Genomic DNA, 25,509 nt, shown 5'->3' on the forward strand with positions numbered 1-25,509 from the left:
GGGAGAGGGAGTTTTCCCTTACTTCGGCGTCGTCACCGTCGCCGACAGCGGCACGCGGCGTTCGACCAGGGCGGAGGTGACCTCCTTGGCCTTGACCGGATCCATCGCGGCCAGGATCGGGGCGGTCTTCTGTTCCTTCATCTTCTGGATGACGCCCAGCAGGACCGGCATGTCGAGTTCCTCGAAGATGCGGGCCGCTTCCTTCGGCTTCATCGTCTCGTAGATCTTCACCAGGCTTTCCAGCTGGGCCGACTGCTTCTCGTCGCCCTGGGCCATCAGCTTCTGGATGTCGGCGCGGGTCTTCTCCATCTCCGCAACCTTCTGGTCGATCCGCTTCTCGGCGGCGGCCAGCAGGGCCTCGCGCTGCTCCATCTCCTTGGTGCGGCGCTCGATCTCGGCGCGGCGCTCGGCGAAATGCTGAAGCAGTTCCTGGTTGTTGATGGGACCGAGCGGAGCCAGAGGGGTGTTGGCGGCCGGAGCATTCGCCGCACCGCTTGACCCGCCGGGCGCCGGCGGCGCTTCGCCGGGCTGACCGGCGACCGGCGTGGTGGCGGAGGGGACTTGACCGGCCTGAGCCTGGGCGACCTGAAACTGACCTGCTTGAACCTGGCCTGCTTGAACCTGAACTGGCGGCGTCGCCGGGGGCGAGCCTTGCGGGCCCTGGGCGAGGCTGACCGGGAAATCCGGCAGGCGGGCGTCGTGGGTGGCGAGGTGCCACAGGTCGCCGACCCGCACCCCAAGCATCAGCACCGCGACGAAGATGGTCAGCGGCAGCAGCCGGAAACGGACGCTGCGCAGCCGCGCCCGCAGCCGTTCGCTCAAAGGCACGCGCGGCGTCGCCGGCTTGCGCGCCTTGGTCTTGACCTTGCCCTTCTTCGCAGGAGCCTTGCCCACGGCGGGACGCACCGCCGGCAGTTGCGTCTGCCGGGCCTGCTGGGCCGCCAGCGTGGAGGAGGTGCGGACGCCGGTCGGCGCGGCGCCGGCCGGGCGGATCACGACCTTCTGTTCCTGGGAAGCACCCGCCGCAGCGGGCTTGCCGTCACTGTTGCGCATGGTCATCCGAGCCCCTTACCGGCATTCTCGATCGCCTGCAGAAGTTCGCGTTCGGCCCGGGACAGGCTCTCGCCGTCACGGGTGATCGGATCGCGCGGTTCGGCCTGCGGTTCGGCGCGGGCGACGGCGCGTCGAGGCGGCGCGTCCAGCCGGGCCGGCGGCGGAGCGTGGTCGTCATGGTCGTGATCGTCCTCGACCGGCAGGCTGCGCAGCGCCGCGCGCGGAGCCACCAGCGGCGCCTTGGCCGGGATGCGCGAGGCGAGCGCCGGCGCCACGGCATTGGAGCGCCGGCCGCCGTCACGCTCGCCGACGCTGCCCAGCCGGTTGGCCAGCGCGTCGGCCGCCTCGATCATGAATTCCAGCTCGTCGCGCAGGGTCTGCGCCTTGTTGACGGTGCGCTGAAGCTCCTCGCCGGTGTCGCCGGCCGCCTTCTTCAGCGTGCGGACGCCGGTCTCCGCCCGCGCCATCGCATCGTTCAGGCCCTGGATCAGCTCGGCCATCTCGCCGCGGCTCTCGCGCAGCGCGATGATCTGCCGGTTCAGGATGATCGCATAGGCGATGGTCGCGGCCAGCAGGCCGACCATCACGACGTCGATGATGATGGAGACCAGCGGACTCATAACCTCATGACCTCCTGCTTGGGCAGTTCCTTTTCCAGGCGGACGGCGATGTGCCCGCCCTTGCGCCCCATCCGTCCCTGGAACATCGACACGTCGCCGCAGCGCAGCTCTATGGCGCCGTCGGGGGTGGCGTTCAGCAGGATGCGGGTGCCGACGCGCCAGTTCAGCACGTCGTGCAGGGTCATCGTCACTTCGTCGAGCACGGCGGACAGATCGACGTCGGTCACCATCAGCTCGGACGCCAGATGGGTTTCCCAGATCGAGTCACGGCCGAACTTCTCGCCCATGAACATCTGGAGCAGCAGTTCGCGCACCGGCTCCAGCGTCGCGTAGGGGATCATCAGCTCCAGCCGGCCGCCGCGATCCTCCATGTCGATGCGCAGCTTGACCAGCACCGCCGCGTTGGCGGGCCGCGCGATGGTGGCGAAGCGCGGGTTGGTCTCCAGCCGGTCGAAGCGGAAGGTGACGGGCGACAGCGGATCGAAGGCGGCGGACAGGTCGGACAGCACCACATGGACCATGCGTTCCACGAGGTTTCGTTCGATGGTGGTGTAGGGACGCCCCTCGATGCGCATCGCCGCGGTGCCGCGCCGGCCGCCCAGCAGCACGTCGACGATCGAATAGATCAGCGCGGAATCGACGACCATCAGGCCGTAGTTGTCCCACTCCTCCGCCTTGAAGACCGACAGCATCGCCGGCAGCGGGATGGAGTTCAGGTAGTCGCCGAAGCGGACCGAGGAAATCTGGTCGAGGCTGACCTCGACGTTGTCGGAGGTGAAGTTGCGCAAGGACGTGGACATCATGCGGACGAGGCGGTCGAAGACCACCTCCAGCATGGGCAGGCGTTCGTAGTTGACCAGCGCCGAGTTGACCAGCGCCATGATGCCGGAGTTGTCGCCGTCGCCGGCGCCGCCCTGGTCGAAGCCCAGCAGGCTGTCGATCTCGTCCTGGTTCAGGACGCGCGTCGACCCGCCGCCGCCCATGTCGCCGACATCGCCGCCGTCCTCGGCCAATGCCGCCCATTCGGCGGCAAGCCGTTCTTCCTCGCTCAGTTCACCGGTGTCGCTCATCGGCCCACATCCCCACCTGACCGCGCCCTCACTGGACCAGCATTTCCTTGAACAGCACGTCCTTCACCTTCACCGGATAGGCGGCGGCGGTGATGCGCAGAAGCAGTTCCTGGCGCAGCCGGTACATGCCGGCCGAACCGCGCAGATCCTCCAGCCGCAACTCGCGCAGGTAGACCTGGAAATTGTCGATGATGCGCGGCAGCACATGCTCCACCGCCCCCACATCCTCCGGCTTCGACAGCTGGATGGAGATCTTGATCTTCAGGAAGGCAGGACGCTTGTTCCCGGTGTTCAGGTTCACCAGCATGTCCGGCAGGTCGTAGAAGACCGGGGCCGCATTCGGATCGGGCTTGCCGGGTTCGGCCCCATGCTGGCCTTCCGCCGCGGCATGTTCGCCCTCGACCGCCTGCTCCTCCTTGCCCAGCAGGCCGTCGAGCAGGCCGGAGAAATAGACGCCGGCGCCGGCGCCGATCAGCAGGACCAGGGGAAGGACGACGAACAGGACCAGCTTCTTGCCGCTGAATTTCTTCCGCGGCAGGCCGTCGGTCGAAAGTTCGCCGGCGTCGGTTTCGGCAGCCATGACATCCTGGTTCGTTCGAGGTGCGCAACAGGTGCAGGCATCCGTCGCCCGCCCTACCGTCTGTCCATGTCAAAGCTACTTTTAGGATAGTTAATAACTCCTTTCGAGTGGCTGGCGAGACACCCCGGACGAGCAGGTTTCATCAGGTTGTGGCCGTTTCGGCACGGTTCTTGATTGGGGCTGCCCGGCAGTCCGCCCCGCCCCGGCCGTACAGGCCCCGGCCATGCCCGGACTCCATCCGCCGCGATCCGCCGTCCCCTTGGACCGGCCGGGCCGCCGCCCATCGCCCCGCCGCCATACCCTTGCGGCGGGAACGGGAGAGTCTTGCCCGGCGGAACCCGGCAAGCTTCGCCCCCGTCCCGGCAGATTCTGCCCGGCATCCCCTGCCCCATCCGGCGGGATCGCCCCCTGCTTGCCCGGTTTCGGCGGCTTTCCAGGCTTCCGCGAAGTTGGCACGGTGCCTGCAATACCCCTTTCGCCGGTCGGACGCTGTCGCCCGATCAGTTCGCAAGGTGAAGAGGCCGCAAGATGGAAAATTCGATCTACGTCGCCCTGTCGCATCAGATGGCCCTGCGGCGCCAGCTGGACGTGACGTCGAACAACATCGCGAACATGAACACGACCGGCTACAAGAACCAGCGGATGCTGTTCACCGAATTCCTGACGAGGCCCGGCCTGCACGAGAAGGTCAGCTTCGTCCAGGACCGCGCGGTGGTGCGCGACCTGTCCAACGGCGCCATGACCCAGACCGGCAATCCGCTGGATCTGGCGCTGACCGGCCAGGGCTACTTCACCGTCGATACCGCCAGCGGCCCCCGCTATACCCGCGCCGGCAATTTCCGCCTGAACGACCAGCGCCAGCTGGTGGATGCCGGCGGCCTGCCGGTCCTGGCCAACAACGGCCAGCCCATCACCATCCCGGCCGGCACCACCGACGTGAAGGTCAGCGGCGACGGCACCGTCGCCACCGAGCTGGGCCCGGTCGCGAAGCTGAACATCGTCACCTTCAAGAATGAGCAGCTGATGACCGAGGTCGGCAGCGGCCTGTACGTCAGCGACGAGCAGCCCGAGCCCGCCCCGGTCGAAACCAAAGTGGCACAGGGCTTGCTAGAAGGTTCGAACGTGAAGCCAGTGGTCGAGATGACGCAGATGATCACACTCCAGCGTCAGTACATGTCCGCCCAGCGGATGATGGACACCGAACACGAGCGCGTCCGCACGATGCTTCAGCGGCTGGGCCGCAGCGTCTGAACCAGATCGACGACGAGAGGAGAAGACCACCATGCGCAGCCTCGCCATCGGCGCCACCGGCATGATCGCCCAGCAGCTCAACGTCGAGACGATCTCCAACAACATCGCCAACTCGACCACCACCGGCTACAAGAAGCAGCGGGCGGAATTCCAGGACCTGCTGTACCAGAACTTCCGCCGCATCGGCTCGACCTCGTCGGACGCCGGCACCATCGTGCCGACCGGCGTGCAGGTGGGCGCCGGCGTGCGCGTCGCCGCGGTGGCCCGCGTGCTGGAACAGGGCAACCTGAACATCACCGACAACAAGCTGGACGTGGCGATCAACGGGTCGGGCTATTTCCAGGTGACGCTGCCCAGCGGCGACACCGCCTACAGCCGCGCCGGCAACTTCAAGCTGTCGCCCGAAGGCATGATCGTCACCGCCGACGGCTATCCGATCCAGCCGAACATCACCATCCCGGCCAATGCGGTGGACATCTCCATCAACTCGTCGGGCGAGGTGCTGATCAAGCTGGACGGCCAGACCGCCACGCAGAATGTCGGCCAGATCCAGCTCGCCACCTTCGCCAACGCCGCCGGCCTGGAAGCCACCGGCGACAACCTGTTCATGGAATCCGGCGCCTCCGGCCAGGCCGTGACCGGCAACCCCGGCGCCCCCGGCTTCGGCCGCGTCACCCAGGGCGCCCTGGAGACCTCCAACGTCAACGTCGTGCAGGAGATCACCACCCTGATCACCGCGCAGCGCGCCTACGAGATGAACTCCAAGGTCATCAAGACCACCGACGAGATGATGCAGCAGGCCAGCCAGATGAGGTAACGGCGGCACCGCCGGCGCCTCGCCTCAGCCTCGAAACCGGGAACCACCGCCATGATCCGCCACCTCGCCACCCGCCGCCTGCCCGCCCTGATCCTCGGCGCCGCCCTGCTGACCGTCCCGGTCGCGGCGATCGCCTCGACGGCTCCGGGCGCGGGCGTGACGGCACCGGCCCCGGACGTCGTCTACGGCATGCCGCATGTCGAGGCGGTGCTGTCGGACGCGCTGTCGCGGGTCGTCACGGTCGGCCGGCTCCAGATGGAGCTGGACAGCCGCGCGGTGGAATTGCGGGCGCCCCAGGGCGCCGGCGGGCTGGCGGTGGAGAACCTCTATTACAGCCCGGTCCAGGGCCGCTTCGCCGCCGAGATCGTGGTGACGGGCAGCCAGATCCGCCTGCCGGTGTCGGGCCGCGCCTTCGGCGTGGTGCAGATCCCGGTGCTGTCGCGCCGCGTCATCCCCGGCGACGTCATCGGCCCCGGCGACATCGACTGGCAGGACGTGCGCGCCGACCAGACCACCAGCGACACCGCCGCCTCCGACGCCCAGCTGATCGGCATGACGCCGAAGCGCGGGGTGTCCACCAACCAGCCCGTCCGCCTGCGCGACCTGCAATCGCCGCGCGTGATCGACAAGGGCGCCATGGTCACCATCACCCTGTCGACGCCGTCCATGACGCTGACCACCCAGGGCAAGGCCCTGCAGGACGGCGGCAAGGGCGAGGTCATCCGCGTCGTGAACACCCAATCCAACCGCATCGTCGAAGCGACGGTCGCAGGCCCCAACGTCGTCGCCGTGGCAAAGCCCGGCATCATCGCGCAGTGAGGAGAAAGCTCCAATGTCCGCCACCAAGACCACCCGCCTGATCCGCTTCGCGATGATCGCCGCCGCCGCCACCTCGCTGACCGCCTGCGGCGCCGCCTCGCGCATCGCCGACATCGGCAAGGCGCCGGAACTGTCCACCATCCAGGATCCGCAGGCCCGCCCCGGCTACCAGCCGGTCAGCCTGCCGATGCCGACCCCGCTGCCGACGGAGCGCAACCCGAACTCGCTGTGGCGCAACGGTTCGAAGGCCTTCTTCAAGGACCAGCGCGCCAACAAGGTGGGCGACATCCTGACCATCAACATTTCGATCGACGACAGCGCCAAGGTCGCGAACTCCAGCAGGCGGTCGCGCGCCAACAGCGAGAAGGCCGGCATGCCGAGCCTGTTCGGGCTGGAGGGCGCCACCCTCAGCCGCGTCCTCCCGGCCGGCGCCTCGCCCACCAATTTGGTTGATCTGTCGAGCGACACGTCGAACGACGGCAAGGGCTCGGTCGACCGCAACGAGCAGATCGACCTGAAGGTCGCGGCCCTGGTGACGCAATCCCTGCCCAACGGCAACCTCGTCATCCAGGGCCGTCAGGAAGTCCGGGTGAATTTCGAGGTCCGCGACCTGCAGATCCACGGCGTGATCCGTCCCGAGGACATCACCGCCCAGAACACCATCAGCTACGAGAAGATCGCGGAGGCCCGCATCTCCTACGGCGGCCGCGGCCAGATCACCGACGTCCAGCAGCCGCGCTACGGCCAGCAGCTGTACGACATCATCATGCCGTTCTGAGGACGGTTCCGGGATCTTCGCCGGCAGGAGATCGCCTGAATGGACGGGGCGGATGGGGCCACCCACACGGGATGGCCCCATCCGCCTGCCGGCCGTCGGGCCGGGCTCCCATGTCCGGGAAAAGTTTGCCGCGCGGCGGGTTGTGCCGGGGCGATGTTGCCCGGCCGTGAAAACCCGGTCGGGATAAAAAGCACACACTCCCCGCTCGGCAGCCGGGGCCATGCCCTTACTGGTAGCCGCCTTCGCGGGCGCGGTCCTTCGCCGCCTCTTCCTGGGCTTTTTCGGTGCGGCTGTCGATCTTGCCGGTGTCGCCGGCCGGCTTCTGGGGCGGCTCGTCGCGCTTGGCATTGTCCGGCTGCTGCGGGTCCGGCTGCTGGGTTGGTTCGTCCGTCATCGGGATGCTCCTCGATCGCCTGTGGTGTGACGAGGAAACAGCCGGAATACGGGATCATCCCCGGCCGGTCAGCCGGCGCGGCTCTCCGTCTCGGAGTCGGTGTCGGCACGGTCCAGGGCGGCGTTGATCTGGTCCAGCGTGCGGCCGCAGCCGGTGCAGATGTCGCCGTCGATGGCGCACATGCCCAGGCAATCGGGATCGTCGCTCATGCGGTCAGGCCCTTCCGGCGGATGATGAAGCGGCTTCATCCCTAGCCGAAAGCCGCCCTCCCCTCAAGATGCAGGGCCGCATGACCCCCGCCTTGAGGAAGCATATCACTATACACATAACCGCCCTTCGGCAGGCCGTTCAGGATTGCGGTATAGACGCAATGTAGGTATTCCTTCCGTACTGCCATCCGCATTTCGGAGTATGAATGCCTACGGCGTTGCTCATATCTTGCGCGATGTTTCGTCACGGCACCGCCCGGATGCCGGCGGCCCTGAAGGCTGCGGGTTTTCGCGTCTTCGCCATCTGTCCGAAAAGCTCCCTGCTGGAATTCAGCGACTGCATCGACGGCAGGCACGCCTTCGCTCCGGGATTGGCGCCCGACGACCTGACGGTGATGGCGGCGAGGGCGGCGGTGCAGCTGCGGGCCGACATCGTGATCGCCTGCGAGGAAAGCGCGGCCACGGTGCTGGGCTCCGCCGGGCGGCTGCTGGAACAGGTACCGGAGGACAGCGCCGATGCCCGCTGCCTGCGCAAGCTCGCGACCTGGTACGGCGGCCAGCGCTGGGAGACGGCGCGGTCGCAATGCGTGGAGCGCGCCTCCGCCGCCGGAATCCGCACGCCGCGGCAGGTCATCGTCGATCCGGGGCGGACCGGCGCGGCCGATCTGGCGGAGCTGGGTGCGCCCCTGCTGGTGAAATGCGACTACAGCTCGGCCGGACGGGGGGTTCAGCTGGCTCGCGACGCACAGGAGGCGCTCGATCTCGCGGCGCGTGCCAAGTCGGGCAAACGGCAGAACGGGCAGCCGATGCCCGCCGATGCCGGCATCGTCGCGCAGGAATTCGTGCAAGGGCACGCGGCATCGGTGTCGTTCAGCGCGCTGCGGGGCCGGATGCTGGAAGGATTCGCCTACACGACGCTGCACCGCCAATCGGAACCCTTTGGTCCGTCCTCCGTCATCGAGGCGGCGGATCACCCGGCGCTGATCGGCATGGCCCGCAGCATCGTGGAGTTGACGGACTATTCCGGCTTCGGCGGCATCGATGCGATCCTGCCTGAGGACGGCAGCCCGCCTGTCTTCCTGGAGTTCAACGCCCGCCCGACCCAGACCACCCATCTCGGCGGTCTGGTGGGAGCGGATCTGTGCCGGGCGATGGCCTGCGCCCTGGACGGCCGTCCGCATGACGCCAGCTTCGGCCGCGCCGCCGCCATGCCGGTCGCCCTGTTCCCGGCGGAATGGATGCGCGATCCCGGCAGCCGCTATCTGACGGCGGCCCACCATGACGTGCCGTGGACCGAACGCCGGATGACCGCGGCGATACTCGCCATCACCCCGCAGCTCCACCCGGCCTGACCGCCTGATCCGCCGCCTGATCCCCTCCCTGCGATGCCTCCAGCAAGAGAGTCCCGGGGACCTCATGCGTCAGGCCGATCGCGTCCACCGTCAGGACGACGCGGACGGGCAAGGACGCAAGCCCGTCGAGCCGCCCCTCCGCCAGGGCGCGGCCGACGGCCAGTTCGATTTCCCGCTGGGAGGTGACGCCGACCTGCTTCAGGAACTTGCGCAGGTCGAGGTTGAAGGTCTCGTTGTCCATGGATCATTCCCCGGTGTCGGAACCGCTTTATGCCGTTCCGAACCGAGGAGAGCGGAATTTGGTTCCGCGCGACGGCGCACATGACGAAGGCACCGCTCGGGACGAACGGTGCCTTACGTCGGAACTGCATGGCGCCAGCCGGAAAACGACGGCCGCGAAAAGACGTGCGCGAAAAGACGGCCGCAAAAGCGCAGGGCCAGGGCTCCGGCGACCGGGGCCGGCTGTCCCCTTCGCCTGCGGGACGTCAGTCGTCGCGCTGGGTCCGTTCCATCCGCTCGTGCCGTTCCTGGGCTTCCAGGCTCAGCGTCGCGATCGGACGGGCATCCAGCCGGCGGACGGAGATGGGGTCGCCCGTCTCCTCGCAGTAGCCGTAGGTTCCGTCGACGAGGCGCTCCAGCGCCGCGTCGATCTTGGAGATCAGCTTGCGTTCCCGGTCACGGGTGCGCAGTTCCAGCGCGCGGTCGGTCTCCGCCGAGGCGCGGTCGGCGATATCCGGTTCCTGGATACCGCCTTCCTGGAGGCTGTTCAGCGTGCCGGTGGATTCCGCCAGCAGTTCCGCGCGCCAGCGCAGCAGCTTCTGGCGGAAATACTCCCGCATGATCGGATTCATGAACTCCTCGTCTTCCGACGGGGAATAGTTCTGGGGCAGAAGCGGCGACGTCATCCGAAAGCATCCAGCGAAAAAGGGGTGATCCGGGCGGCGCGGAGTATAGGCACGCCACGTCAGGACCGCAACCCTATGGTTCGCTTCCGCAACGACCAAACAAGCCTTTGGAATAAAAAAGATTTGTGACCGTGGCGAATCCGCCGCCCCAACCCGCGCGCGCATGGCGGCGGGACGGCCTCCGACCTGTCAGGAGGTGAGCTTCGCCAGTTCGACCTGGGCGCGCAGGTCGATCTCGTCCAGGATCTCGGCCAGTCCGGGGTCGTCGACCTGGGCGCGGCGGGACTGGACCACCTTGGCGAGATCCACCAGCTTCTGGACCGACAGGGTGCCCGACAGCAGGCCGTGCTGGATTTCCTCCAGCCGGTCGAGCATTTCCTCCGCCCGCATCTTGCCGCGCGACGCGCGCGCGGTGGCGTCGTCGGTCGCATCGACCTCCTGGATGGCGAGCACGCCCGCAATCCCGGACGTGGCGGCGGTGCCGCTGACCCCGTGGGCGGAGCCGGCCTCTCCCACAAGCTGCTTGGAGAACGCGGCGCCGGACGAGCCTTCGGCCTTCCCGGTGCGGCGAACCGAACCGCTGCCGCGTATGTTTCCGGTGCCTTCGACTTTCATGACCGTGCAACCGTTTGCAGTAAAGGATGCGTAAACGCGCGCACTGTAGATGGATCAACCTTAACATCCGGTCAAGGCTTGCCGCAATCGGGCAAAAATTGCCGGGCGGCTGTGACCGAAACGCGCCATATCGCGGGTGTTTTTCAGGTCAAGGACCGAAAGCCGCCGCCCGCCGCCTCTGGCACGGTGTTTGTATAGGACCGGACACGAGTTCAGGAGTGTCCGCGTCATGATCCCCACCACCCTTCGCCTTCTGCGCCGCCGCACCGTTCTGGTCGTGCTGACCGCCCTGCTGGCGTTCGGTGTCCAGGCGGCGCCGGCATTCGCCGCCTCCGCCCGCATCAAGGACATCGTCGATGTGGAGGGCGTGCGCGACAACATGCTGATCGGCTATGGGCTGGTGGTCGGCCTGAACGGCACCGGCGACAGCCTGAACAACTCGCCCTTCACCGAGCAGAGCCTGACCGGCATGCTGGAGCGGATGGGCGTCAACACCCGCGGCACCAACCTGCGCACCAAGAACGTGGCGGCGGTGATGGTGACGGCGACGCTGGGCGCCTACGCGGCCCAGGGCACGCGCATCGACGTCACCGTGTCGGCGATGGGCGACGCCAAGAGCCTGCTGGGCGGCACCCTGCTGGTCACCCCGATGATCGGCGCCGACGGCGAGGTCTATGCCGTGGCGCAGGGGCCGATCGCGGTGTCGGGCTTCACCGCCCAGGGCCAGGGCGCCAGCGTGACGCGGGGCGTGCCGACCTCCGGCCGCATCTCCTCCGGCGCCATCGTCGAGCGGGAAATCCAGTTCTCGCTGGCCGAGCTGCCGGTCCTGCGCCTCAGCTTGCGCAACCCCGACTTCACCACCGCCCAGCGCGTGGCGACCGCCATCAACATCCAGCTGCGCGGCAACCGCGCCCAGGCGACCGACCCGGCCTCCGTGCTGATCAACGTGCCGGAAACGCGGCGCGGCGACGTGGTGGGGCTGGTGACCGAGATCGAGCAGCTTCGCATCACCCCCGATCAGGTCGCCCGCGTGATCGTGGACGAGAAGTCCGGGGTGATCGTGATGGGCGAGAATGTCCGCATCTCCACCGTCGCCATCGCCCAGGGCAACCTGACCATCCGCATCACCGAAACCCCGCAGGTCAGCCAGCCCGGCCCGTTCAGCCAGGGCCAGACCGCGGTGGTGCCGCGCACCGACATCCAGGTCGACGACCAGTCCGACAACCGTCTCGCCGTGATGAATTCCGGGGTGACCCTACAGGAGTTGGTACAGTCCTTGAATGCGCTCGGGGTGGGACCGCGGGACATGATCGCCATTCTCCAGTCGATCAAGGCCGCCGGAGCCCTGCAAGCCGAGATCGAGGTGATCTGATGTCCGTGAGCTCCGCCCTTTCCGCCGGTTTCGGCGTGCGCACCCAGGCAAGGATTTCCGATCTGGAGGCCAAGGTCGACCCGGCAAAGCTTACCCAGCTGCGCAAATCCGCCAACGAGTTCGAGAGCCAGTTCATCTCGCAGATGCTGGGCCCGATGTTCGAGGGGATCGGCACCGACGAGACCTTCGGCGGCGGGCGCGGCGAGGAGATGTTCCGCCCGATGCTGATCGAACAGTTCGGCAAGCAGATCAGCCAGCGCGGCGGCTTCGGCATCGCCAATCAGGTTTACGGAGAGCTTCTTCGCGCCCAGGAGGCCAGCCATGGATAAGGTCGACGTCCGTTTCCCCCAGCAGTCCAAGCCGGCCGCCAACCTGCCGAAGAACGCGCAGGAGCGCGCGGTGGCCCTGGTCGATCTGATGGGCCGCCTGACCGCCCTGCTGGAGCGCGAGGCCGCCGCCGTCCGCGCCCGCCGCCCGGCGAAGGAGCTGGCCCAGATCGTCAAGGACAAGCAGCCGATGACGCTGGTCTATGAAGAGGTCAGCCGCCTGCTGCGCGTCGACCGCGAGGGACTGATCGGCCTGGCGCCGGAGCTGAAGACGGCGCTCAAGGATGCGACCGCCCGGCTCTATGCCGCCACCGCCGACAATGCCGAGGCCCTGCGCATCGGCGGCGAGGCGCAGAAGGTGATGGTCGATACCGTGATCACCGTGATCACCCGCCAGCAGAAGGCGCCCGCGACCGCCTATGCCCCGCATATGGGAGGCGGCCGCGGCTATTCCCCGCCGCCCAGCGGCCCGCGCACCTCGGCGGCGCTCAACACCCGGCTTTGAGCGGCGCCCGCCGGCAGCCTTCATCCATGACCGTCGAGTTGTTTCGGACGGCCGCCTCCCGATCGGAGGCGGCCTTTTTCTTTGCGCGGTCGGGTTCGCGGGCACTATCCGGCCGCCACGGCAAGAAAGACCCCAAGGCAAGAAAGGCCCCCGAAAGTGGGACGATTTTGCCGGTCGCGGCCCTGTCACCGGGCCGGAACTGCCGCCCTGCCCCGCTCCGGGCCCACGGCGCCCCCGTCCGGCGATTGGCCCGTCCGTTGCATTGATCCCGCCGCATCGCCGTCGGTGCGCTTTGCCGTCCTGAGAGGCCGTTCCATGGATATCCAATCGAACAACATCGCCGCATCCTTGTTCGACGGTCTCGGCCAGTCCCAGCAGACTCAGGGGACGGCGGCGAAGAACGACCTGTTTTCCAAGATGATGGACCGCATGCTGGCCGACGCCGCCGCGCGCAAGCGCGAGCAGGCCGCCGATGCCGCCCGCGACGCCGCCAACGAGGCGAAGGAGGCTCGCGACGCCCGCGCGGCCGACGCGCAGCGCAAGACTCCGGTCCGGGCCGAGCCGAAGTCCGATTTCGGCCGCGATACCCATGCCCAGGCCGCCCGCCGGAGCGATGCGGATGCCGAGCCCGCGCGGAAGCAGGAACCGAAGGCCGCCAGGACGGACGGCGACCGCGAGGTCCGGGCCGGTCAGGACGACCGCAAGCCGGTCAAGAGCGACGAGCCCAAGGATACCGCCAAGGCCGATACTGCCAAGTCCAATGCGGCGAAGTCAGATGCGGCGAAGACGGGCTCGGAAACCGGCGGCGCCGATCAGGCACAGGCGGGCGCCGGGACGGATGCGGCGCCTGCGGATGCCGGGACAGCACGGGCGGACATCGACGCGGCGATGGCCGAGGGGGGTGGGACCGGCGACGCGCCCGCCGAGGATGCCGGGGCGGAAGAGCAGAGCGCCGAGCAGCCCCCGACCGCCAGCGCCGAAGCGGCGTTGCAGCAGTCGGTGCCGCAGCCGAGCGACCTGATCCTCGCCGGATTGACGGCGCCCGGCCGGTCCGCCGCCGGTGCGGCCGGCGATGAAGGCCAGGGCGGCGATGCGGTGGCCGTTGCGGCCGCAGGTGGCGCGACGGCCGGTGCCGCCGATCCCGCCGCCCAATTGGCCGCCCAGGCAGCCCAGGCACAAGCCGCGGCCGGCACACAGGGCGCGGCACAGGCCGGTGCGGATGCCGCGGCGAAGAGCCCCGCCGATGCCTCGGCCGTGGACGGAGACGGCACCCGGCGGGCCCAGGCCGCGGCCATGGCCGGGGTCGATGGCGGCGCCAGGAACGGCGAGGACGCGGCGGAGGCTCTGCCGGACGATGATGCCGCCCTGCCCGACCGCTTCGCCGATCTTCTCGCCGCCGCCAAGGCGAAGGCCGGCGAGGCCAAGCAGGGGGGCAAGCAGGCCGGCGCCGATGGCGGCAGCCGGAACGACGCCCAATCCCAGGCCATGCCGCAGCCGACCACCAGCGCTCCGACGCCCACTCCGGCCGCGGAAACGGTTGCCGCGTCGTCCGCCGCCAAGGCCTTCGGCATGCTGGAGGGGATCGAGGGCGCAGCCGCCGCCTCGAGCCATGCCGCCGGCGTCCACACCCATCCGGCGCTGGCCGCCATGGAGGGGATGCATGGCGGTGTTCCGGGCGGCATTCCCGGCATCGACCAGCCGCAGGCGACCGCAACGCTGCGCCCGTCGCGCGGCAGCGCCGGCATGCCGATGGGCGTCCATGACCAGATCGCCGTCCACATCAAGAAGCAGGTCGCCGACGAGGTAGACCAGTTGACCATCAACCTGCACCCGGCTGAACTGGGGCGGATCGACATCAGGCTGGACATCGGCGCGGATGGCCGGGTCAGCGCGATGGTCGCGGTGGAAAGGGCGCAGACCCTCGAACTTCTGCAGCGCGACAGCCGCGGTTTGGAACGGGCCTTGCAAGAAGCTGGACTGCAGACGGACTCCAACAGCCTGAACTTCAGCCTGCGCGGTGAAGGCAACCCCTTCGGCAATGACGGGCGGGGCGACGGCAAGGGGAACGAAGCGGGCCGGCGCGGCCGCGGCCTCGACGGCAGCGACGACCAGGACGCGTCCGACACCGCCGTCTACACCGCGACGCTCGGCAACGGACGTCTCGACATCCGCGCCTGACCCCGGCAGCACGCCCGCCGCACTCAAGATCCCGGCCGCAAGAGCCACGAAGGACGACCGCCATGACCACGACCAACACCATCACCGCCCCGACCGTGAACCGGTACGGCACCTATTCGGGCGGCTTGTCGACCGGGTCGAAGTCGGCGGCCGAGACGGCCACGGCTCCGCAGACCGACGCCGACAAGACGGCGTCGGCGACCAAGGGGCTGGGCGACAATTTCCAGACCTTCCTCACCATGCTGACCACGCAGATGAGGAACCAGGATCCGCTGAAGCCGCTGGACACCAACGACATGACCAAGCAGCTGGTCGATTTCGCCAATGTCGAGCAGAACATCGGCACCAACAGCCGCCTGGACAAGCTGGTGCAACTGCAGTCCGCCGGCACCGCCTCCACCAATCTCGCCTATCTCGGCCGCATGGTCGCCTTCGAGGGCGACAGCTTCCAGTACACCCAGGGCATGACCCAGGCCCCGCTGGGCTACGAGCTGGCGACCTCCGCCAAGTCGGTGCGCGTCGACATCCTGGACGACAAGGGCAACATCATCCGCTCCATGCCCGGCGAGACCAGCGCCGGGACCAAGCATGCGGTCAACTGGGACTTCAAGGACAACAACGGTCGTGACGTGCAGCCGGGCGCCTACCGCATGAACATCGCCCCGGTGTCCGAGAACAAGGACACCACCATCAAGACCACCAGCTACACCTTCGGCACCGTCGCCGGCATCGGCAACAACAAGGAAGGCGAGACGGTGCTGAACATCGGCGCCCGCGAAATCCCCCTGTCCAAGCTGACCACGGTTTACTGACGGGCGTCGCGTCCGGGCGTTTCCGATGGGGCGGCCGGCCATCTCCGGCCGCCGGAGGGGCGCGCCGCACCCTTAGCCCGTTCGGGCTAAGGGATAATCCGGGATAAAAAGTTAACTCTATCGTTTAGGCATTTGTTAAGTGCCGGCGCCTAAAGTACCCCGAAATCGTGGAATCCACAGTTTGGGTTGGAGCGTCCGCGCATGGCACTCATAGAACTCGACGCCGCCGACGATTCTGCGGCCGGTGCATCGGTCATTGGTCCTGAGGGGCGTCCCATGACCGAAAACGATCTTCCCCCACCCGACACCAAGCGTTGGGTGATGCGCCGCAAGGCGGAAGTGGTCGCTGGCGTCCGATCAGGCCTGATCAGCCTGGAGGAAGCTTGTCGCCGCTATACCCTGTCGGTGGAGGAATTCCTGTCCTGGCAGCGGCTGATCGACAGCCACGGCATGCGTGGTCTGCGCGCCACCCGCCTGCAGGAGTACCGTCCCGGCCAGCCCGTCCGCGACCGCATCGGCGCCGACTGACGCAACCGGTGGAATTGAAGAAGCGCCGCGGCTACGGCCTGCGGCGCTTTTTTGCGTTTCGGGCGACGGCGCTCGGACGGGTGCGTCATGTCATCGAGCGTAAAGTCTGACACATCAGACTTTACGCTCGCCCCCAGACGGCGGGCGCGGCCGTCCGGCCGCTTGCCTTCGCAGGAATGGGCCGGCGACTCTTCCACCGCAGGCCCCGTCGATCAGCGCCGCCGCCGCACTCGCCACCGCCCCATTGCCCGGCCCCAGATCCAGCGCGCGGCCGGCGGCATAGGCGCCCTCCATCAGCAATTGCAGTTGCCCGGTCAGCCGGTCCGGATCCTCCGCGCCGGCGGCGGTTGCCAGCGCGCGCAGGCGGTCGCGGACCATGCGCTTATGGGTCATCGCCAGCGCGTGGGCGGGGTTGGCCGGATCGCGCAGTTCGGCGGCTGCGGTGGTGAAGGGGCAGCCCTGGAATTTGGGGTGGTCGATCCAGTGGCCGAGCGCCACGAACAGCGCCTTCATCTGCGCCCGCGGGTCGCCGGGATGGCGGGCGGTCACCCGGTCCCACCACGCCGCATGCTGGGCGATGTTGCGCTCCAGATAGGCGCAGACCAGCTCGTCCTTGGACGCGAAGTTGCGGTACAGGCTCATCTTCGCGACGCCGGAATTGGCGATGATCGTGTCGATGCCGACCGCGCGGATGCCCTCGCGGTAGAACAGTTCCGCCGCCGTATCGAGAATCCGCTCCCGCGCCGGCCGCCTGACCGTTGCCGTCTCCGTCATCCGACTCCACCCGTTCAGGACGGCCCCGCTGCAAGCTTGGCCGTTGACAATGATACAGACCTGTCTCTACCATCGAAAAAAGAGACAGGTCTGTATCTTAGCCGGCCAATCCGGTCCTGACCACCACAACGAACGGAGTTCCGGGGGATGCGCTATTTCGACGATTTCACGGTGGGCGACCGCTTCACCGGCGGGCCGCTGATGGTCGAGGAGACGGAGATCGTCGCCTATGCCGAGAAGTTCGACCCCCAACCCTTCCACCTGGATCCGGGCGCGGCGAAGGACACGCTGTTCCGAGGGCTGGCGGCGAGCGGCTGGCACACCGCCGGGATGACGATGCGCATGATCGTCGGCAGCAACGCGGAGTCGGCAGGCGGTTACATCGGCATGGGCGTCGACCAGATCGGCTGGCCCCGCCCGACCCGTCCCGGCGACGTGCTGCGCATCGAGATGGAGGTGCTGGAGGCCCGGCGCTCCGCCAAGCGCCCCGACCAGGGCGTGCTGCGGGTGAAGACCACCACCTTCAATCAGAACAACGAGGTGGTGCAGACCATGATCGCCAACCTGCTGGCGCCCGGACGCCCGGCCTGAGCAAGAAAAAAGCCCCCGCGACCGGGCGGGTCGCGGGGGCCTTGCTTTACTAAGCCTTCCTCCTTCAGCCGTCAGCGCTTCAGGCCGGCGGTGAAGGCGAAGTTGTCGAAGGAGTTCTCGGCCACCCGGAACCACAGATACTCGTCATCGCGGAACTTCTTCCACGGCTCGTAGATCTTGGCGAACTTCGGGTTGTTCTTCGCCGTCTCGTCATACAGCTCGGTGGCGGCCTTGTAGCAGGCCTCCATCACTTCGCGCGGGAAGGGACGCAGCTGGGCGCCGCCGCCGACCAGACGCTTCAGCGCCGCCGGGTTCTCGGCGTCGTACTTGGCGTTCATGGTCAGGTTGGCTTCGAAGCAGGCGGCCTCCAGGACGGCCTTGTACTGCTTGGGCAGCTGCTCCCACTGCTGCTTGTTGACCAGCAGCGAGACGTTCAGCCCGCCTTCCCACCAGCCGGGATAGTAGTAGTACTTGGCGACCTTGTTGAAGCCGAGCTTCTCGTCGTCGTAGGGGCCGATCCACTCGGCGGCGTCGATGGTGCCCTTTTCCAGCGACGGATAGATGTCGCCGCCGGCGATCTGCTGCGGCACGACGCCCAGCTTGGCCAGAACCTGACCGGCGAAGCCGCCGATGCGGAACTTCAGGCCCTTCAGATCCTCGACGGTCTTGATCTCCTTGCGGAACCAGCCGCCCATCTGCACGCCGGTGTTGCCGGCCGGGAAGTTCACGACGCCGTAGCCTTCGAAGAACTCGCGCAGCAGGGGCATGCCGCCGCCGCTGTAGATCCAGGCGTTCTGCTGGCGGGCGTTCAGGCCGAACGGCACCGTCGAGTCGAAGGTGAAGGTCGGATCCTTGCCGACATAATAGTAGGTGGCGGTGTGGCCGCACTCCACCGTGCCGTTCTGCACGGCGTCCAGCACCTGCAGGCCGGGGACGATTTCACCGGCGGCGAAGGGCCGGATGGTGAACTTGCCGTCGGTCGCCGCGGCGACGCGGGCGGCGATGGTGTCGGCACCGCCGTAAATGGTGTCCAGGCTCTTGGGGAAGCTGGACGCGAGACGCCAATGGATTTCCGGCTGGGATTGCGCGATGGCGGGTGCCGCCAGCGTGCTGGCGGCGACGCCGACCCCGGCCGAGGTCAGAAAGGAACGGCGCTTCATGAACGTTTCCTCATCGTTATGGCCATGACGCCCATTGAGTGAAGGCGTCTTTCGCCGAACAACAGACACTATGGTGCCTGAACAATCCTAAAAAATGCAGCGACTTTTCAACAATTCGCCAAAATGCATGGCTTCCATTCCCTTTCTATTCCACCGCGTGGAAAATACAGCGCGCACGCACGACTGTACCGGCGCCGACATCCCGTCGCCGCCCCGGAAAATTTCAAAGCACTGCAGTGCGGAATCATGCGAAGACCGGCGTCTGCTCCTGAAAGCATCCATCGGCCACACCGATCAACCGCGGAACCGTCTTGCCGCCACCTGAATGGTTACGTGTACCGATGATATATTCGACGTCCCGAAAGGCACACACCCCTACTTTCGTTCAGGGGGCAATCAGGCAGCCGAAGTCACTTTTCGACGTTCTGCGCCAGCGTTTTATACACGCATGAAGGCGAGCGCGAGAAATTCCGCGCAACTTGCGGCTGTCAACCGGTGGGGAGGATTGGCATGTTTGCGCTGCGGCCAAGGGATGAGTCGGACGGTGGAACGGCCACCGCCCGCGCCGCTGTAACGGAGGGCAAGAGGATGAACCAGTTCCTCGCTCTCCTGATCCTGCTGTCGCAGATACTCAAGCTGGAGCTTGAGTATCTGAACCGCCCACCCGGAAATACTGCGTTTTCACGCCGTCGGCAACGGTTCAGCCCGCCCCGACTCAGCCCGCCCCGTCTTGGCCAAGCGTGCGCTTCACGATCAGCGACAGCTTTTCCAGCATCGCCGGGTCGCGGTGCGATGGGGCGGTCATGATGGCGTTGTCGAGCGCGGTGTGGCAGCCCTGGGCGCACGGCCCCTCGCGCCGCGCCACCTTCGGCGCCAGGGCCGACACCAGCGAGCGCGCCTTGCCGGCATTGGCGACCACCACCTTGATCACCGCATCGACCGAGACATGGTCGTGCCCCTCGTGCCAGCAGTCGTAATCGGTGACCATGGCGATGGTCGCGTAGCACATCTCCGCCTCGCGGGCGAGCTTGGCCTCCGGCATGTTGGTCATGCCGATGACGTCGCAGCCCCAGCTGCGGTACAGGTTCGACTCGGCGACGGTGGAGAATTGCGGCCCCTCCATCACCATGTAGGTGCCGCGCCGCTGGTGCGGGATGTCCAGTTCGGCCAAAGCCTGTTCGATCAGGTCGCCCAGCCGCCCGCAGACCGGATGGCCCAGCGCCACATGGGCGACCAGCCCGCTGCCGAAGAAGGTCTTGTCACGGGCGAAGGTACGGTCGATGAACTGGTCGATCACCACGAAGGTGCCCGGCGGCAGATGCTCCTTCAGCGAGCCGACCGCGGAGACCGACAGGATATCGGTCACGCCCAGCTGTTTCAGCGCGTGGATGTTGGCGCGGAAATTCAGCTCCGAGGGCGGAATCCGGTGGCCGCGGCCGTGGCGCGGCAGGAAGACCAGCTTCTGGCCATCCAGTTCGCCGGTCAGCAGGTCGTCGGACGGGTCGCCGAACGGTGTCGTCACCTTGACCCAGCGGGTGTTCTCCAGACCGTCGATGTCGTACAGGCCGCTGCCGCCGATCACGCCCAGAACCGCGTCGTTCCCCATGGTCCGCTTTCTCCCGCTGACGATGGCGCGAGTATTTCGGGCATGGGGACGGATTGCAACCGCCCTGGAGACACAGTACCGCACTTCGCTACCGGACTCCGCTACCCGATGGTTGCCGGCCGCCGGGGTCCGGCCAGACACAGCAGCGCCCCCAGCAGCAATCCGGCAGACAACCCGCCGGCATGGGCGCCCCATCCGACTTCCGCCAGCGGAGAGCCGGCGGGCGGCGGCACCAGCGTCATCGCCGCGTTGAGCAGCGCGAAAATGACGATCACTCCCTGCACCAGCCGCCGGGGAACCCGCCGCGACAGCAGCCCGAAGCGCGGATGCATCCACAGGAAGGCGCCCATCAGCGCGCAGATCGCTCCGCTCGCCCCGATCAGCGGCGCCATCCGGTCGGCCGCCAGCAGCCCCTCGGTCAGCGCCGCCGCCACGGTGCCGGCGAGGAACAGCAGCAGGAAGCGCAAATGCCCAGCCTCACGCTCCACCACGTCGCCCAGCAGCCACAGCACCGCGATGTTTGAGGTCAGGTGCGTCAGGTCGCCATGGATCAGCACATGCCCGAACAATCCGCGCCATAAGGCGGCGGTGGGCAGCGGTCCGGCCAGCTCGACCGTCCCGAAAAAATAGGCTGGGACGAAGGCGAAGGACTCGGGCGGCAGCCGCAGCACGAAGGCGAGGACGCACACCATGATTATGGTGCGGTTGGCGTAGGGCGGCACGGCCACGGCGGCGACCGGCCGTTTCCCGCCACCCCCGCCCTTCCCCTGGCGAACCTCGCGGCCATCCCGAGCCAGCACCATCCCCCGCCTCCGCCGTCGGCCATGCCATGCCGGCCCGCCAAAGCGCCGCCGCGGCGATCGGCCTCACCCCAATGTAGGAGGGGGTATTGTGCAGGAACAGGCGTAATCCGCGAGGTCCGGCTCCTTCCTATACCGGTCGTACGGATTGGAGCGGTGCCCTCCCGCTGTCAAAGTGGTTCTACCATCCGGCGAGGATCCTTCCGCCGGACAAGCACAACCGGGGAAGAAACGACCATGAACGAACGTCAGGATACCGGCAGCATGACGGTGGAACGCCAGGGCCGCGTCATGGTGCTGACCATGAGCGACTCCGACACCCGCAACGCGCTCGGCCTGCGGATGATGGCAGCCGGCCGCGATGCGCTGGACGAGGCGGCGCATGATCCCCACATCGGCGCCATCGTGCTGACCGGGGCCGGCGGTGCCTTCAGCTCGGGCGGGCATCTGAACAACCTCTATCATCACGGCAGCCGCTCGCGGTCGGAGAACCGGGACGGGATCGAGCGCTTCCACGGCTGGGTCCGCGCCATGCGCGAATGCCCGAAACCGATCGTCGCCGCGGTGGAAGGACCGGCCGCCGGCGCCGGATTCTCGCTGGCGCTGGCCTGCGACCTGATCGTCGCGGCGGAGAACGCGCAGTTCCTGACCGCCTACGTCAAGGTCGGGCTGACGGCGGACGGCGGCGCCTCGGCCTCGCTGGCCCGCGCCCTGCCGCCGCAGCTTTATGCGGAGCTGATGCTGACCGGCGGCCCGGTGAATGCCGCCCGCTTGCATGCCGCCGGCGTCGTCAACCGCGTCACGGCGCCGGGACAGGCGCTGTCGGAGGCGGTCGCCTGGGCACAAACCATCGCCGAGGGTCCGAGCGGCGCCATGGGCCGCGCCAAGAAGCTGATGGAACTGGCCTATGGCAGCTTCGCCACCCAGCTTGCCCGCGAAAGCGACCTGTTCGTCGAAGCCCTGCATCATGGCGAAGCGAAGGAAGGCATCACCGCCTTCTTCGAAAAGCGCCCGCCGGTGTTCCACAGGCGCTGACGGGGCCGGCTGGCCGGCGTTGTCAGCGGACCAGGACGTGCGCCGCCTCCTTTGTCCGTTCGACCGCTCCGGCCACCTGATTGACCGCTGTCGAGATCGCCGCGATGTTCGACGTCACCGTCGCCACGGCGGCCGACGCGGTCTGCATGTTGGCCGACATGTTCCGGGTGACGGCGCTCTGCTCCTCGACCGCAGAGGCGGTGCCGGTCACATGCTCCCGCACGACAGCCACGGCCTCGCGGATGGCGTTCAGCGCGCTGGCGACTTCGGTCGAGGTCGACTGGATACCCTCGATCTCCGCCGATATCTGCTCGGTCGCCTTGCCGGCTTGGTTGGCAAGGTTCTTCACCTCCGACGCCACGACGGCGAAGCCCTTGCCGGCTTCTCCAGCGCGTGCCGCTTCGATGGTGGCGTTCAGCGCAAGCAGGTTGATCTGGCCGGCGATGGAGTTGATCAGCCCGACGATGCCGTTCATCGCCTGGGCGGCGGCAGCCAACCGGTCGGTGCTTTCCCCCACCGCGACGGTACGGTCGAAGGCGCCGTCGGTTGCGGTACGGGCGCGGGTCATACTCTGCGAAATCTCGCCGATCGAGGCGACGAGTTCTTCCGCGCTGGCGGCCACCGCCTGGACGCTGGCGGACGTCGAACCGGCGGCGGCATTGGCGGAGCCCGCCTCCCCCAGCGACAGGTGAAGCGCCTGATCGACCTCGCTGAAATTCTTGTCGATCATCACCTTCAGATTGTTCAGGAGGGCAACCTGGGCAGTGACGTCCACCGCGAACTTCACGATCTTCGTCACCTGCCCCTTTCCGTCGAAGATCGGGTTGTAGGCTCCTTCGATCCAGACCGGATTGCCGGACTTGCCGACGCGCTTGTATTGCGCAGCCTGGAACTCGCCGCGGCGAAGCGTATCCCAGAAGCGGGCATAGTCGGCGCTGTTACGCTGGGCAGGTTCGACGAACATGCTGTGATGCTTGCCGACCACCTCATCCCGGCTATAGCCCATCACCTTCAGGAAATTGTCGTTGGCCTTGGTGATAGTGCCATCCGTGGTGAACTCGATCACCGCCTGCGATCGGCTGATCGCCACCATCTGCGCCGCATAGTCGAGATTCTCCAGCCGCTCCTTGGCGTCAGCCCATTCGACGACGAAGCCGATGCGCTGCCCGTTTTCGGTCAGTGGCGTGACCAGCAGGTCGAACTGATGGCCGCCGACCTTGATGGTGGCGCTGTACGGCTTCGTCAGGGTGGCCAGCAACCGGCGCTGGTGGTCGGGGTTCTTGTGGAACACGTCGATGTTGCTGCCGATCAGCCGGTTCACGTCCAGCCGGGGCAAATCCTTGCGCAGGTCGCCTTCCGCTTCGCGCAGGAGCGAGACCACGGCGGGATTGACGTGAACGATCGTCAGATCCACGTCGGCCACCATCACTTTCGCCCGCAGAGCATCGAGCGCCGACAACCTCCGCGCCAGACTCCGGTTGATTTTCCCCCGTCCGAACATCGACCGCCCCAGTTCAGTTCAACTATCCGGAGCCAATGATACATACCAATGGATATGGCTCTATTAGGGAAACCCCGAAACAGGTCACTATTCTGTAAAGACCATAAACCAATGTTTCGATGAACTCCCATGGACTTTGACTGGAAACGCCCTTCAACGTTGCACGCTTTGACGGAGGACTACCGTTGCAAGCGAACGCCAGCGAACTATGAATTTCTTACTTTGCAAACGGCGCTTCATTGCTTTGAGCGGCAACGCAGCCACGCGATACCCCGCCACAATAGGCACAAGCTCAGGTTCCGCTTGGTGTTGCCGGGCCGGCAGGGAAATGTTCCGAACGGCGCCCGAAAGGAGGTGACGCGAGTAAGGAAGTTCCTGAAGTGGCTCGACCGCTTCTGGTTCAAGTTGAAGATCGAGTTGGAAACCGGCTTCAACAAGCACCGGGATCGCTAGGAGCCGACGGGCGGGGCCGGAAAACCGGCTCCGCCTTCAGGATGGAAACTCGCGTCACCTCCCGCCCACAAAGCTACCATGCCCGCCGTGGAGTCCAAGGAGACAGAAGGACGGCGCGCCACCCCCCGGATTGCAGCGGCGTCGGATAAAGCCACCGGAAAGGGATGTTCCCGGACGAAGCCGTCGTCATGCGTTCGTGTGTTGATGTCCGGTATGGCAAGGTTGTATAAACTACCGGAATGACACAACCGCGCCGCACCTTGTCCGATGCCGAACGGCTCGACTGGATCCGCCTCATCCGCACCGAGAATGTGGGGCCGATCACCTTTCACCGCCTGCTGGAGCAGTTCGGCAGTGCCCGTGCGGCGCTTGACGCCCTACCCGATCTGGCGCGGCGCGGCGGGCGGACCAAGCCGTTGCGCGTCGCCTCCAAGGCGGAGGCGGAGCGGGAAATGCAGGCGAACCGCCGCTTCGGCGCCCGCCTGATCTGCGCCTGCGAGCCGGACTACCCGGAACCGCTGGCCGCGGTCGACGACGCGCCGCCGGTGGTGTCGGTGGCGGGTCATGCCCATCTGCTGACGCGGCGCGCGGTCGCCATCGTGGGCGCCCTCAACGCCTCGCTGAACGCCAAGAAATTCGCCGAGTCGCTGGCGCGGGAGCTTGGTGCGGCCGGGCTGCTGGTCGTTTCCGGCCTTGCCCGCGGCATCGACACCGCGGCCCATGCCGGGTCGATCGCCAGCGGCACCGCCGCGGTGCTGGCGGGCGGCATCGACGTGGTGTATCCGCCGGAGAATGAGGGACTCTATCGCGACATCGTGGCACAGGGCGTGGTGGTGGCGGAAAGCGCCATCGGCACCCAGCCGCAGGCTCGCCATTTTCCCCGCCGCAACCGCCTGATCTCCGGCCTGTCGCTGGGCGTGCTGGTGGTGGAGGCGGCGTTGCGCTCCGGCTCGCTCATCACCGCGCGGATGGCGCTGGAACAGGGGCGGGAGGTGATGGCGGTTCCCGGCTCCCCGCTCGACCCGCGCTGCCACGGCACCAACAATCTGCTGCGCCAGGGGGCGACACTGGTGGAACGGGCCGACGACGTGCTGCGCGCCATCGAGAACCTGCGTCCGCCGACGCTGGCGGAACGGCCGCGCGACCTGTTCAGCGCCGCCGGACCGGTCCCCGGCCCCAGAGCGGAAGCGGAGGAATCCGACCTTGCCGAGGCACGCGCCCTGGTGCTGGAAAACTTGGCCCCCTCTCCCGTCACCATTGACGAACTGGTCCGCGGGTGCCAATTGTCCGCTCCGGTGGTGCTGACCGTGGTTCTGGAGCTTGAGCTTGCCGGCCGAGTCCAGCGTCTTCCCGGTCATCAGGTTTCTCTCGCCTGATCGGCATCGCCGTGATTTGGGTGGGCATA

Annotated in this window: 28 protein-coding genes; 14 read left to right on the plus strand and 14 right to left on the minus strand. The window is 67.3% G+C overall.

The genetic code is table 11. The features are described from left to right. Positions 1 to 18: 18 nt before the first annotated feature. From DM194_RS06740 to DM194_RS06755, 4 genes are read right to left on the minus strand one after another with little or no spacing between them, the layout of a single operon-like run. Positions 19 to 1,059, minus strand: coding sequence for a MotE family protein (locus tag DM194_RS06740; RefSeq protein WP_111066516.1), 1,041 nt, complete (start codon positions 1,057 to 1,059; stop codon positions 19 to 21). Beyond that, on the minus strand, positions 1,056 to 1,673 hold the full coding sequence (locus DM194_RS06745; protein ID WP_111066517.1) for a DUF6468 domain-containing protein: 618 nt from the start codon (positions 1,671 to 1,673) through the stop codon (positions 1,056 to 1,058). Before DM194_RS06745 ends, DM194_RS06740 begins: the two co-directional genes overlap by 4 nt. Further along, a complete protein-coding gene (fliM, locus tag DM194_RS06750) occupies positions 1,670 to 2,743 on the minus strand; it encodes a flagellar motor switch protein FliM (RefSeq protein WP_111066518.1) in 1,074 nt (357 codons plus the stop codon). The genes DM194_RS06745 and fliM overlap by 4 nt, the downstream gene beginning before the upstream one ends. Positions 2,744 to 2,771: 28 nt before the next feature. Next, complete coding sequence (locus tag DM194_RS06755) at positions 2,772 to 3,323, minus strand: flagellar basal body-associated FliL family protein (protein ID WP_111066519.1); 552 nt, start codon at positions 3,321 to 3,323, stop codon at positions 2,772 to 2,774. Between the two features lie 528 nt (positions 3,324 to 3,851). Between DM194_RS06755 and flgF the strand changes: the two genes are divergently transcribed. From flgF to flgH, 4 genes are read left to right on the plus strand one after another with little or no spacing between them, the layout of a single operon-like run. Further along, a complete protein-coding gene (flgF, locus tag DM194_RS06760; RefSeq protein ID WP_111066520.1) occupies positions 3,852 to 4,574 on the plus strand; it encodes a flagellar basal-body rod protein FlgF in 723 nt (240 codons plus the stop codon). Between the two features lie 31 nt (positions 4,575 to 4,605). Continuing rightward, positions 4,606 to 5,391 (plus strand): flagellar basal-body rod protein FlgG, encoded by a 786-nt coding sequence (gene flgG / locus DM194_RS06765; RefSeq protein WP_111066521.1) that lies wholly within the window; start codon positions 4,606 to 4,608, stop codon positions 5,389 to 5,391. Positions 5,392 to 5,442: 51 nt separating this feature from the next. Further along, positions 5,443 to 6,210, plus strand: a complete 768-nt coding sequence (flgA, locus tag DM194_RS06770) for a flagellar basal body P-ring formation chaperone FlgA (protein ID WP_111066522.1) — start codon at positions 5,443 to 5,445, stop codon at positions 6,208 to 6,210. 13 nt (positions 6,211 to 6,223) lie between these two features. Continuing rightward, a complete protein-coding gene (gene flgH, locus DM194_RS06775) occupies positions 6,224 to 6,988 on the plus strand; it encodes a flagellar basal body L-ring protein FlgH (RefSeq protein WP_111066523.1) in 765 nt (254 codons plus the stop codon). Between the two features lie 226 nt (positions 6,989 to 7,214). Here flgH and DM194_RS28025 read toward each other — a convergent pair whose 3' ends face one another. Together DM194_RS28025 and DM194_RS06780 are read right to left on the minus strand one after the other, a co-directional pair. Next, entirely contained in the window at positions 7,215 to 7,382 is a 168-nt protein-coding gene (locus DM194_RS28025; RefSeq protein ID WP_162629970.1) for a hypothetical protein, read from the minus strand. Positions 7,383 to 7,450: 68 nt separating this feature from the next. Beyond that, positions 7,451 to 7,591, minus strand: coding sequence for a DUF1289 domain-containing protein (locus tag DM194_RS06780; protein WP_162629971.1), 141 nt, complete (start codon positions 7,589 to 7,591; stop codon positions 7,451 to 7,453). Between the two features lie 260 nt (positions 7,592 to 7,851). On the opposite strand from DM194_RS06780, the gene DM194_RS06785 reads away from it, so the two are divergent. Further along, complete coding sequence (locus DM194_RS06785; RefSeq protein WP_162629972.1) at positions 7,852 to 8,943, plus strand: ATP-grasp domain-containing protein; 1,092 nt, start codon at positions 7,852 to 7,854, stop codon at positions 8,941 to 8,943. On the opposite strand, the gene DM194_RS06790 is transcribed toward DM194_RS06785, so the two are convergent. From DM194_RS06790 to DM194_RS06800, 3 genes are all read right to left on the minus strand, one after another. Next, positions 8,918 to 9,184 carry a DUF6494 family protein gene (locus DM194_RS06790; protein WP_111066526.1) on the minus strand — a complete coding sequence of 89 codons (267 nt, stop codon included), beginning with the start codon at positions 9,182 to 9,184 and terminating at the stop codon, positions 8,918 to 8,920. The genes DM194_RS06785 and DM194_RS06790 overlap by 26 nt on opposite strands. A 244-nt stretch (positions 9,185 to 9,428) precedes the next feature. Then, the gene (gene dksA / locus DM194_RS06795) at positions 9,429 to 9,848 is read right to left on the minus strand and encodes an RNA polymerase-binding protein DksA (protein WP_111066527.1); all 420 of its coding nucleotides are present in this window, start codon (positions 9,846 to 9,848) and stop codon (positions 9,429 to 9,431) included. A 189-nt stretch (positions 9,849 to 10,037) separates the two neighbouring features. After that, positions 10,038 to 10,463 (minus strand): flagellar assembly protein FliX, encoded by a 426-nt coding sequence (locus DM194_RS06800; protein ID WP_111066528.1) that lies wholly within the window; start codon positions 10,461 to 10,463, stop codon positions 10,038 to 10,040. Between the two features lie 229 nt (positions 10,464 to 10,692). Between DM194_RS06800 and DM194_RS06805 the strand changes: the two genes are divergently transcribed. The 6 genes from DM194_RS06805 to sciP all read left to right on the plus strand — a co-directional run bounded on the left by DM194_RS06805 (position 10,693) and on the right by sciP (position 16,184). Beyond that, on the plus strand, positions 10,693 to 11,835 hold the full coding sequence (locus DM194_RS06805; RefSeq protein ID WP_111066529.1) for a flagellar basal body P-ring protein FlgI: 1,143 nt from the start codon (positions 10,693 to 10,695) through the stop codon (positions 11,833 to 11,835). Further along, positions 11,835 to 12,164 carry a rod-binding protein gene (locus DM194_RS06810; protein WP_246024127.1) on the plus strand — a complete coding sequence of 110 codons (330 nt, stop codon included), beginning with the start codon at positions 11,835 to 11,837 and terminating at the stop codon, positions 12,162 to 12,164. Before DM194_RS06805 ends, DM194_RS06810 begins: the two co-directional genes overlap by 1 nt. Then, positions 12,157 to 12,666 (plus strand): flagellar basal-body protein, encoded by a 510-nt coding sequence (locus DM194_RS06815; RefSeq protein WP_111066530.1) that lies wholly within the window; start codon positions 12,157 to 12,159, stop codon positions 12,664 to 12,666. The genes DM194_RS06810 and DM194_RS06815 overlap by 8 nt, the downstream gene beginning before the upstream one ends. 315 nt (positions 12,667 to 12,981) lie before the next feature. Beyond that, positions 12,982 to 14,844: a flagellar hook-length control protein FliK gene (locus DM194_RS06820; protein ID WP_111066531.1), complete on the plus strand. Its 1,863-nt coding sequence runs from the start codon at positions 12,982 to 12,984 to the stop codon at positions 14,842 to 14,844. 62 nt (positions 14,845 to 14,906) lie between these two features. After that, positions 14,907 to 15,656 carry a flagellar hook assembly protein FlgD gene (locus tag DM194_RS06825; RefSeq protein WP_111066532.1) on the plus strand — a complete coding sequence of 250 codons (750 nt, stop codon included), beginning with the start codon at positions 14,907 to 14,909 and terminating at the stop codon, positions 15,654 to 15,656. A 276-nt stretch (positions 15,657 to 15,932) separates the two neighbouring features. Continuing rightward, positions 15,933 to 16,184 (plus strand): CtrA inhibitor SciP, encoded by a 252-nt coding sequence (gene sciP / locus DM194_RS06830; protein WP_425457243.1) that lies wholly within the window; start codon positions 15,933 to 15,935, stop codon positions 16,182 to 16,184. Positions 16,185 to 16,298: 114 nt separating this feature from the next. On the opposite strand, the gene DM194_RS06835 is transcribed toward sciP, so the two are convergent. After that, positions 16,299 to 16,958 carry a TetR/AcrR family transcriptional regulator gene (locus DM194_RS06835; RefSeq protein ID WP_246024128.1) on the minus strand — a complete coding sequence of 220 codons (660 nt, stop codon included), beginning with the start codon at positions 16,956 to 16,958 and terminating at the stop codon, positions 16,299 to 16,301. A 147-nt stretch (positions 16,959 to 17,105) separates the two neighbouring features. Between DM194_RS06835 and DM194_RS06840 the strand changes: the two genes are divergently transcribed. Then, positions 17,106 to 17,549 carry a MaoC family dehydratase gene (locus tag DM194_RS06840; RefSeq protein WP_111066534.1) on the plus strand — a complete coding sequence of 148 codons (444 nt, stop codon included), beginning with the start codon at positions 17,106 to 17,108 and terminating at the stop codon, positions 17,547 to 17,549. A gap of 71 nt (positions 17,550 to 17,620) precedes the next feature. Here the strand turns inward: DM194_RS06840 and DM194_RS06845 are convergent, their stop codons facing one another. From DM194_RS06845 to DM194_RS06855, 3 genes are all read right to left on the minus strand, one after another. Next, entirely contained in the window at positions 17,621 to 18,709 is a 1,089-nt protein-coding gene (locus DM194_RS06845; protein ID WP_111066535.1) for a TRAP transporter substrate-binding protein, read from the minus strand. 715 nt (positions 18,710 to 19,424) lie between these two features. Further along, complete coding sequence (locus tag DM194_RS06850) at positions 19,425 to 20,315, minus strand: S-methyl-5'-thioadenosine phosphorylase (RefSeq protein ID WP_111066536.1); 891 nt, start codon at positions 20,313 to 20,315, stop codon at positions 19,425 to 19,427. A gap of 101 nt (positions 20,316 to 20,416) precedes the next feature. Beyond that, positions 20,417 to 21,118, minus strand: a complete 702-nt coding sequence (locus DM194_RS06855; protein WP_246024129.1) for a rhomboid family intramembrane serine protease — start codon at positions 21,116 to 21,118, stop codon at positions 20,417 to 20,419. Between the two features lie 234 nt (positions 21,119 to 21,352). Here DM194_RS06855 and DM194_RS06860 point away from each other — a divergent pair, with 234 nt between their 5' ends. Next, positions 21,353 to 22,150: an oxepin-CoA hydrolase, alternative type gene (locus tag DM194_RS06860; protein ID WP_111066537.1), complete on the plus strand. Its 798-nt coding sequence runs from the start codon at positions 21,353 to 21,355 to the stop codon at positions 22,148 to 22,150. A gap of 22 nt (positions 22,151 to 22,172) precedes the next feature. On the opposite strand, the gene DM194_RS06865 is transcribed toward DM194_RS06860, so the two are convergent. Beyond that, positions 22,173 to 23,576 (minus strand): methyl-accepting chemotaxis protein, encoded by a 1,404-nt coding sequence (locus tag DM194_RS06865; protein ID WP_342792434.1) that lies wholly within the window; start codon positions 23,574 to 23,576, stop codon positions 22,173 to 22,175. A 767-nt stretch (positions 23,577 to 24,343) separates the two neighbouring features. On the opposite strand from DM194_RS06865, the gene dprA reads away from it, so the two are divergent. Next, on the plus strand, positions 24,344 to 25,480 hold the full coding sequence (gene dprA / locus DM194_RS06875; RefSeq protein WP_111066540.1) for a DNA-processing protein DprA: 1,137 nt from the start codon (positions 24,344 to 24,346) through the stop codon (positions 25,478 to 25,480). Positions 25,481 to 25,509: the final 29 nt, after the last annotated feature.

Origin of the sequence: Azospirillum ramasamyi, from assembly GCF_003233655.1 — a bacterium.
GTDB lineage: Bacteria > Pseudomonadota > Alphaproteobacteria > Azospirillales > Azospirillaceae > Azospirillum > Azospirillum ramasamyi.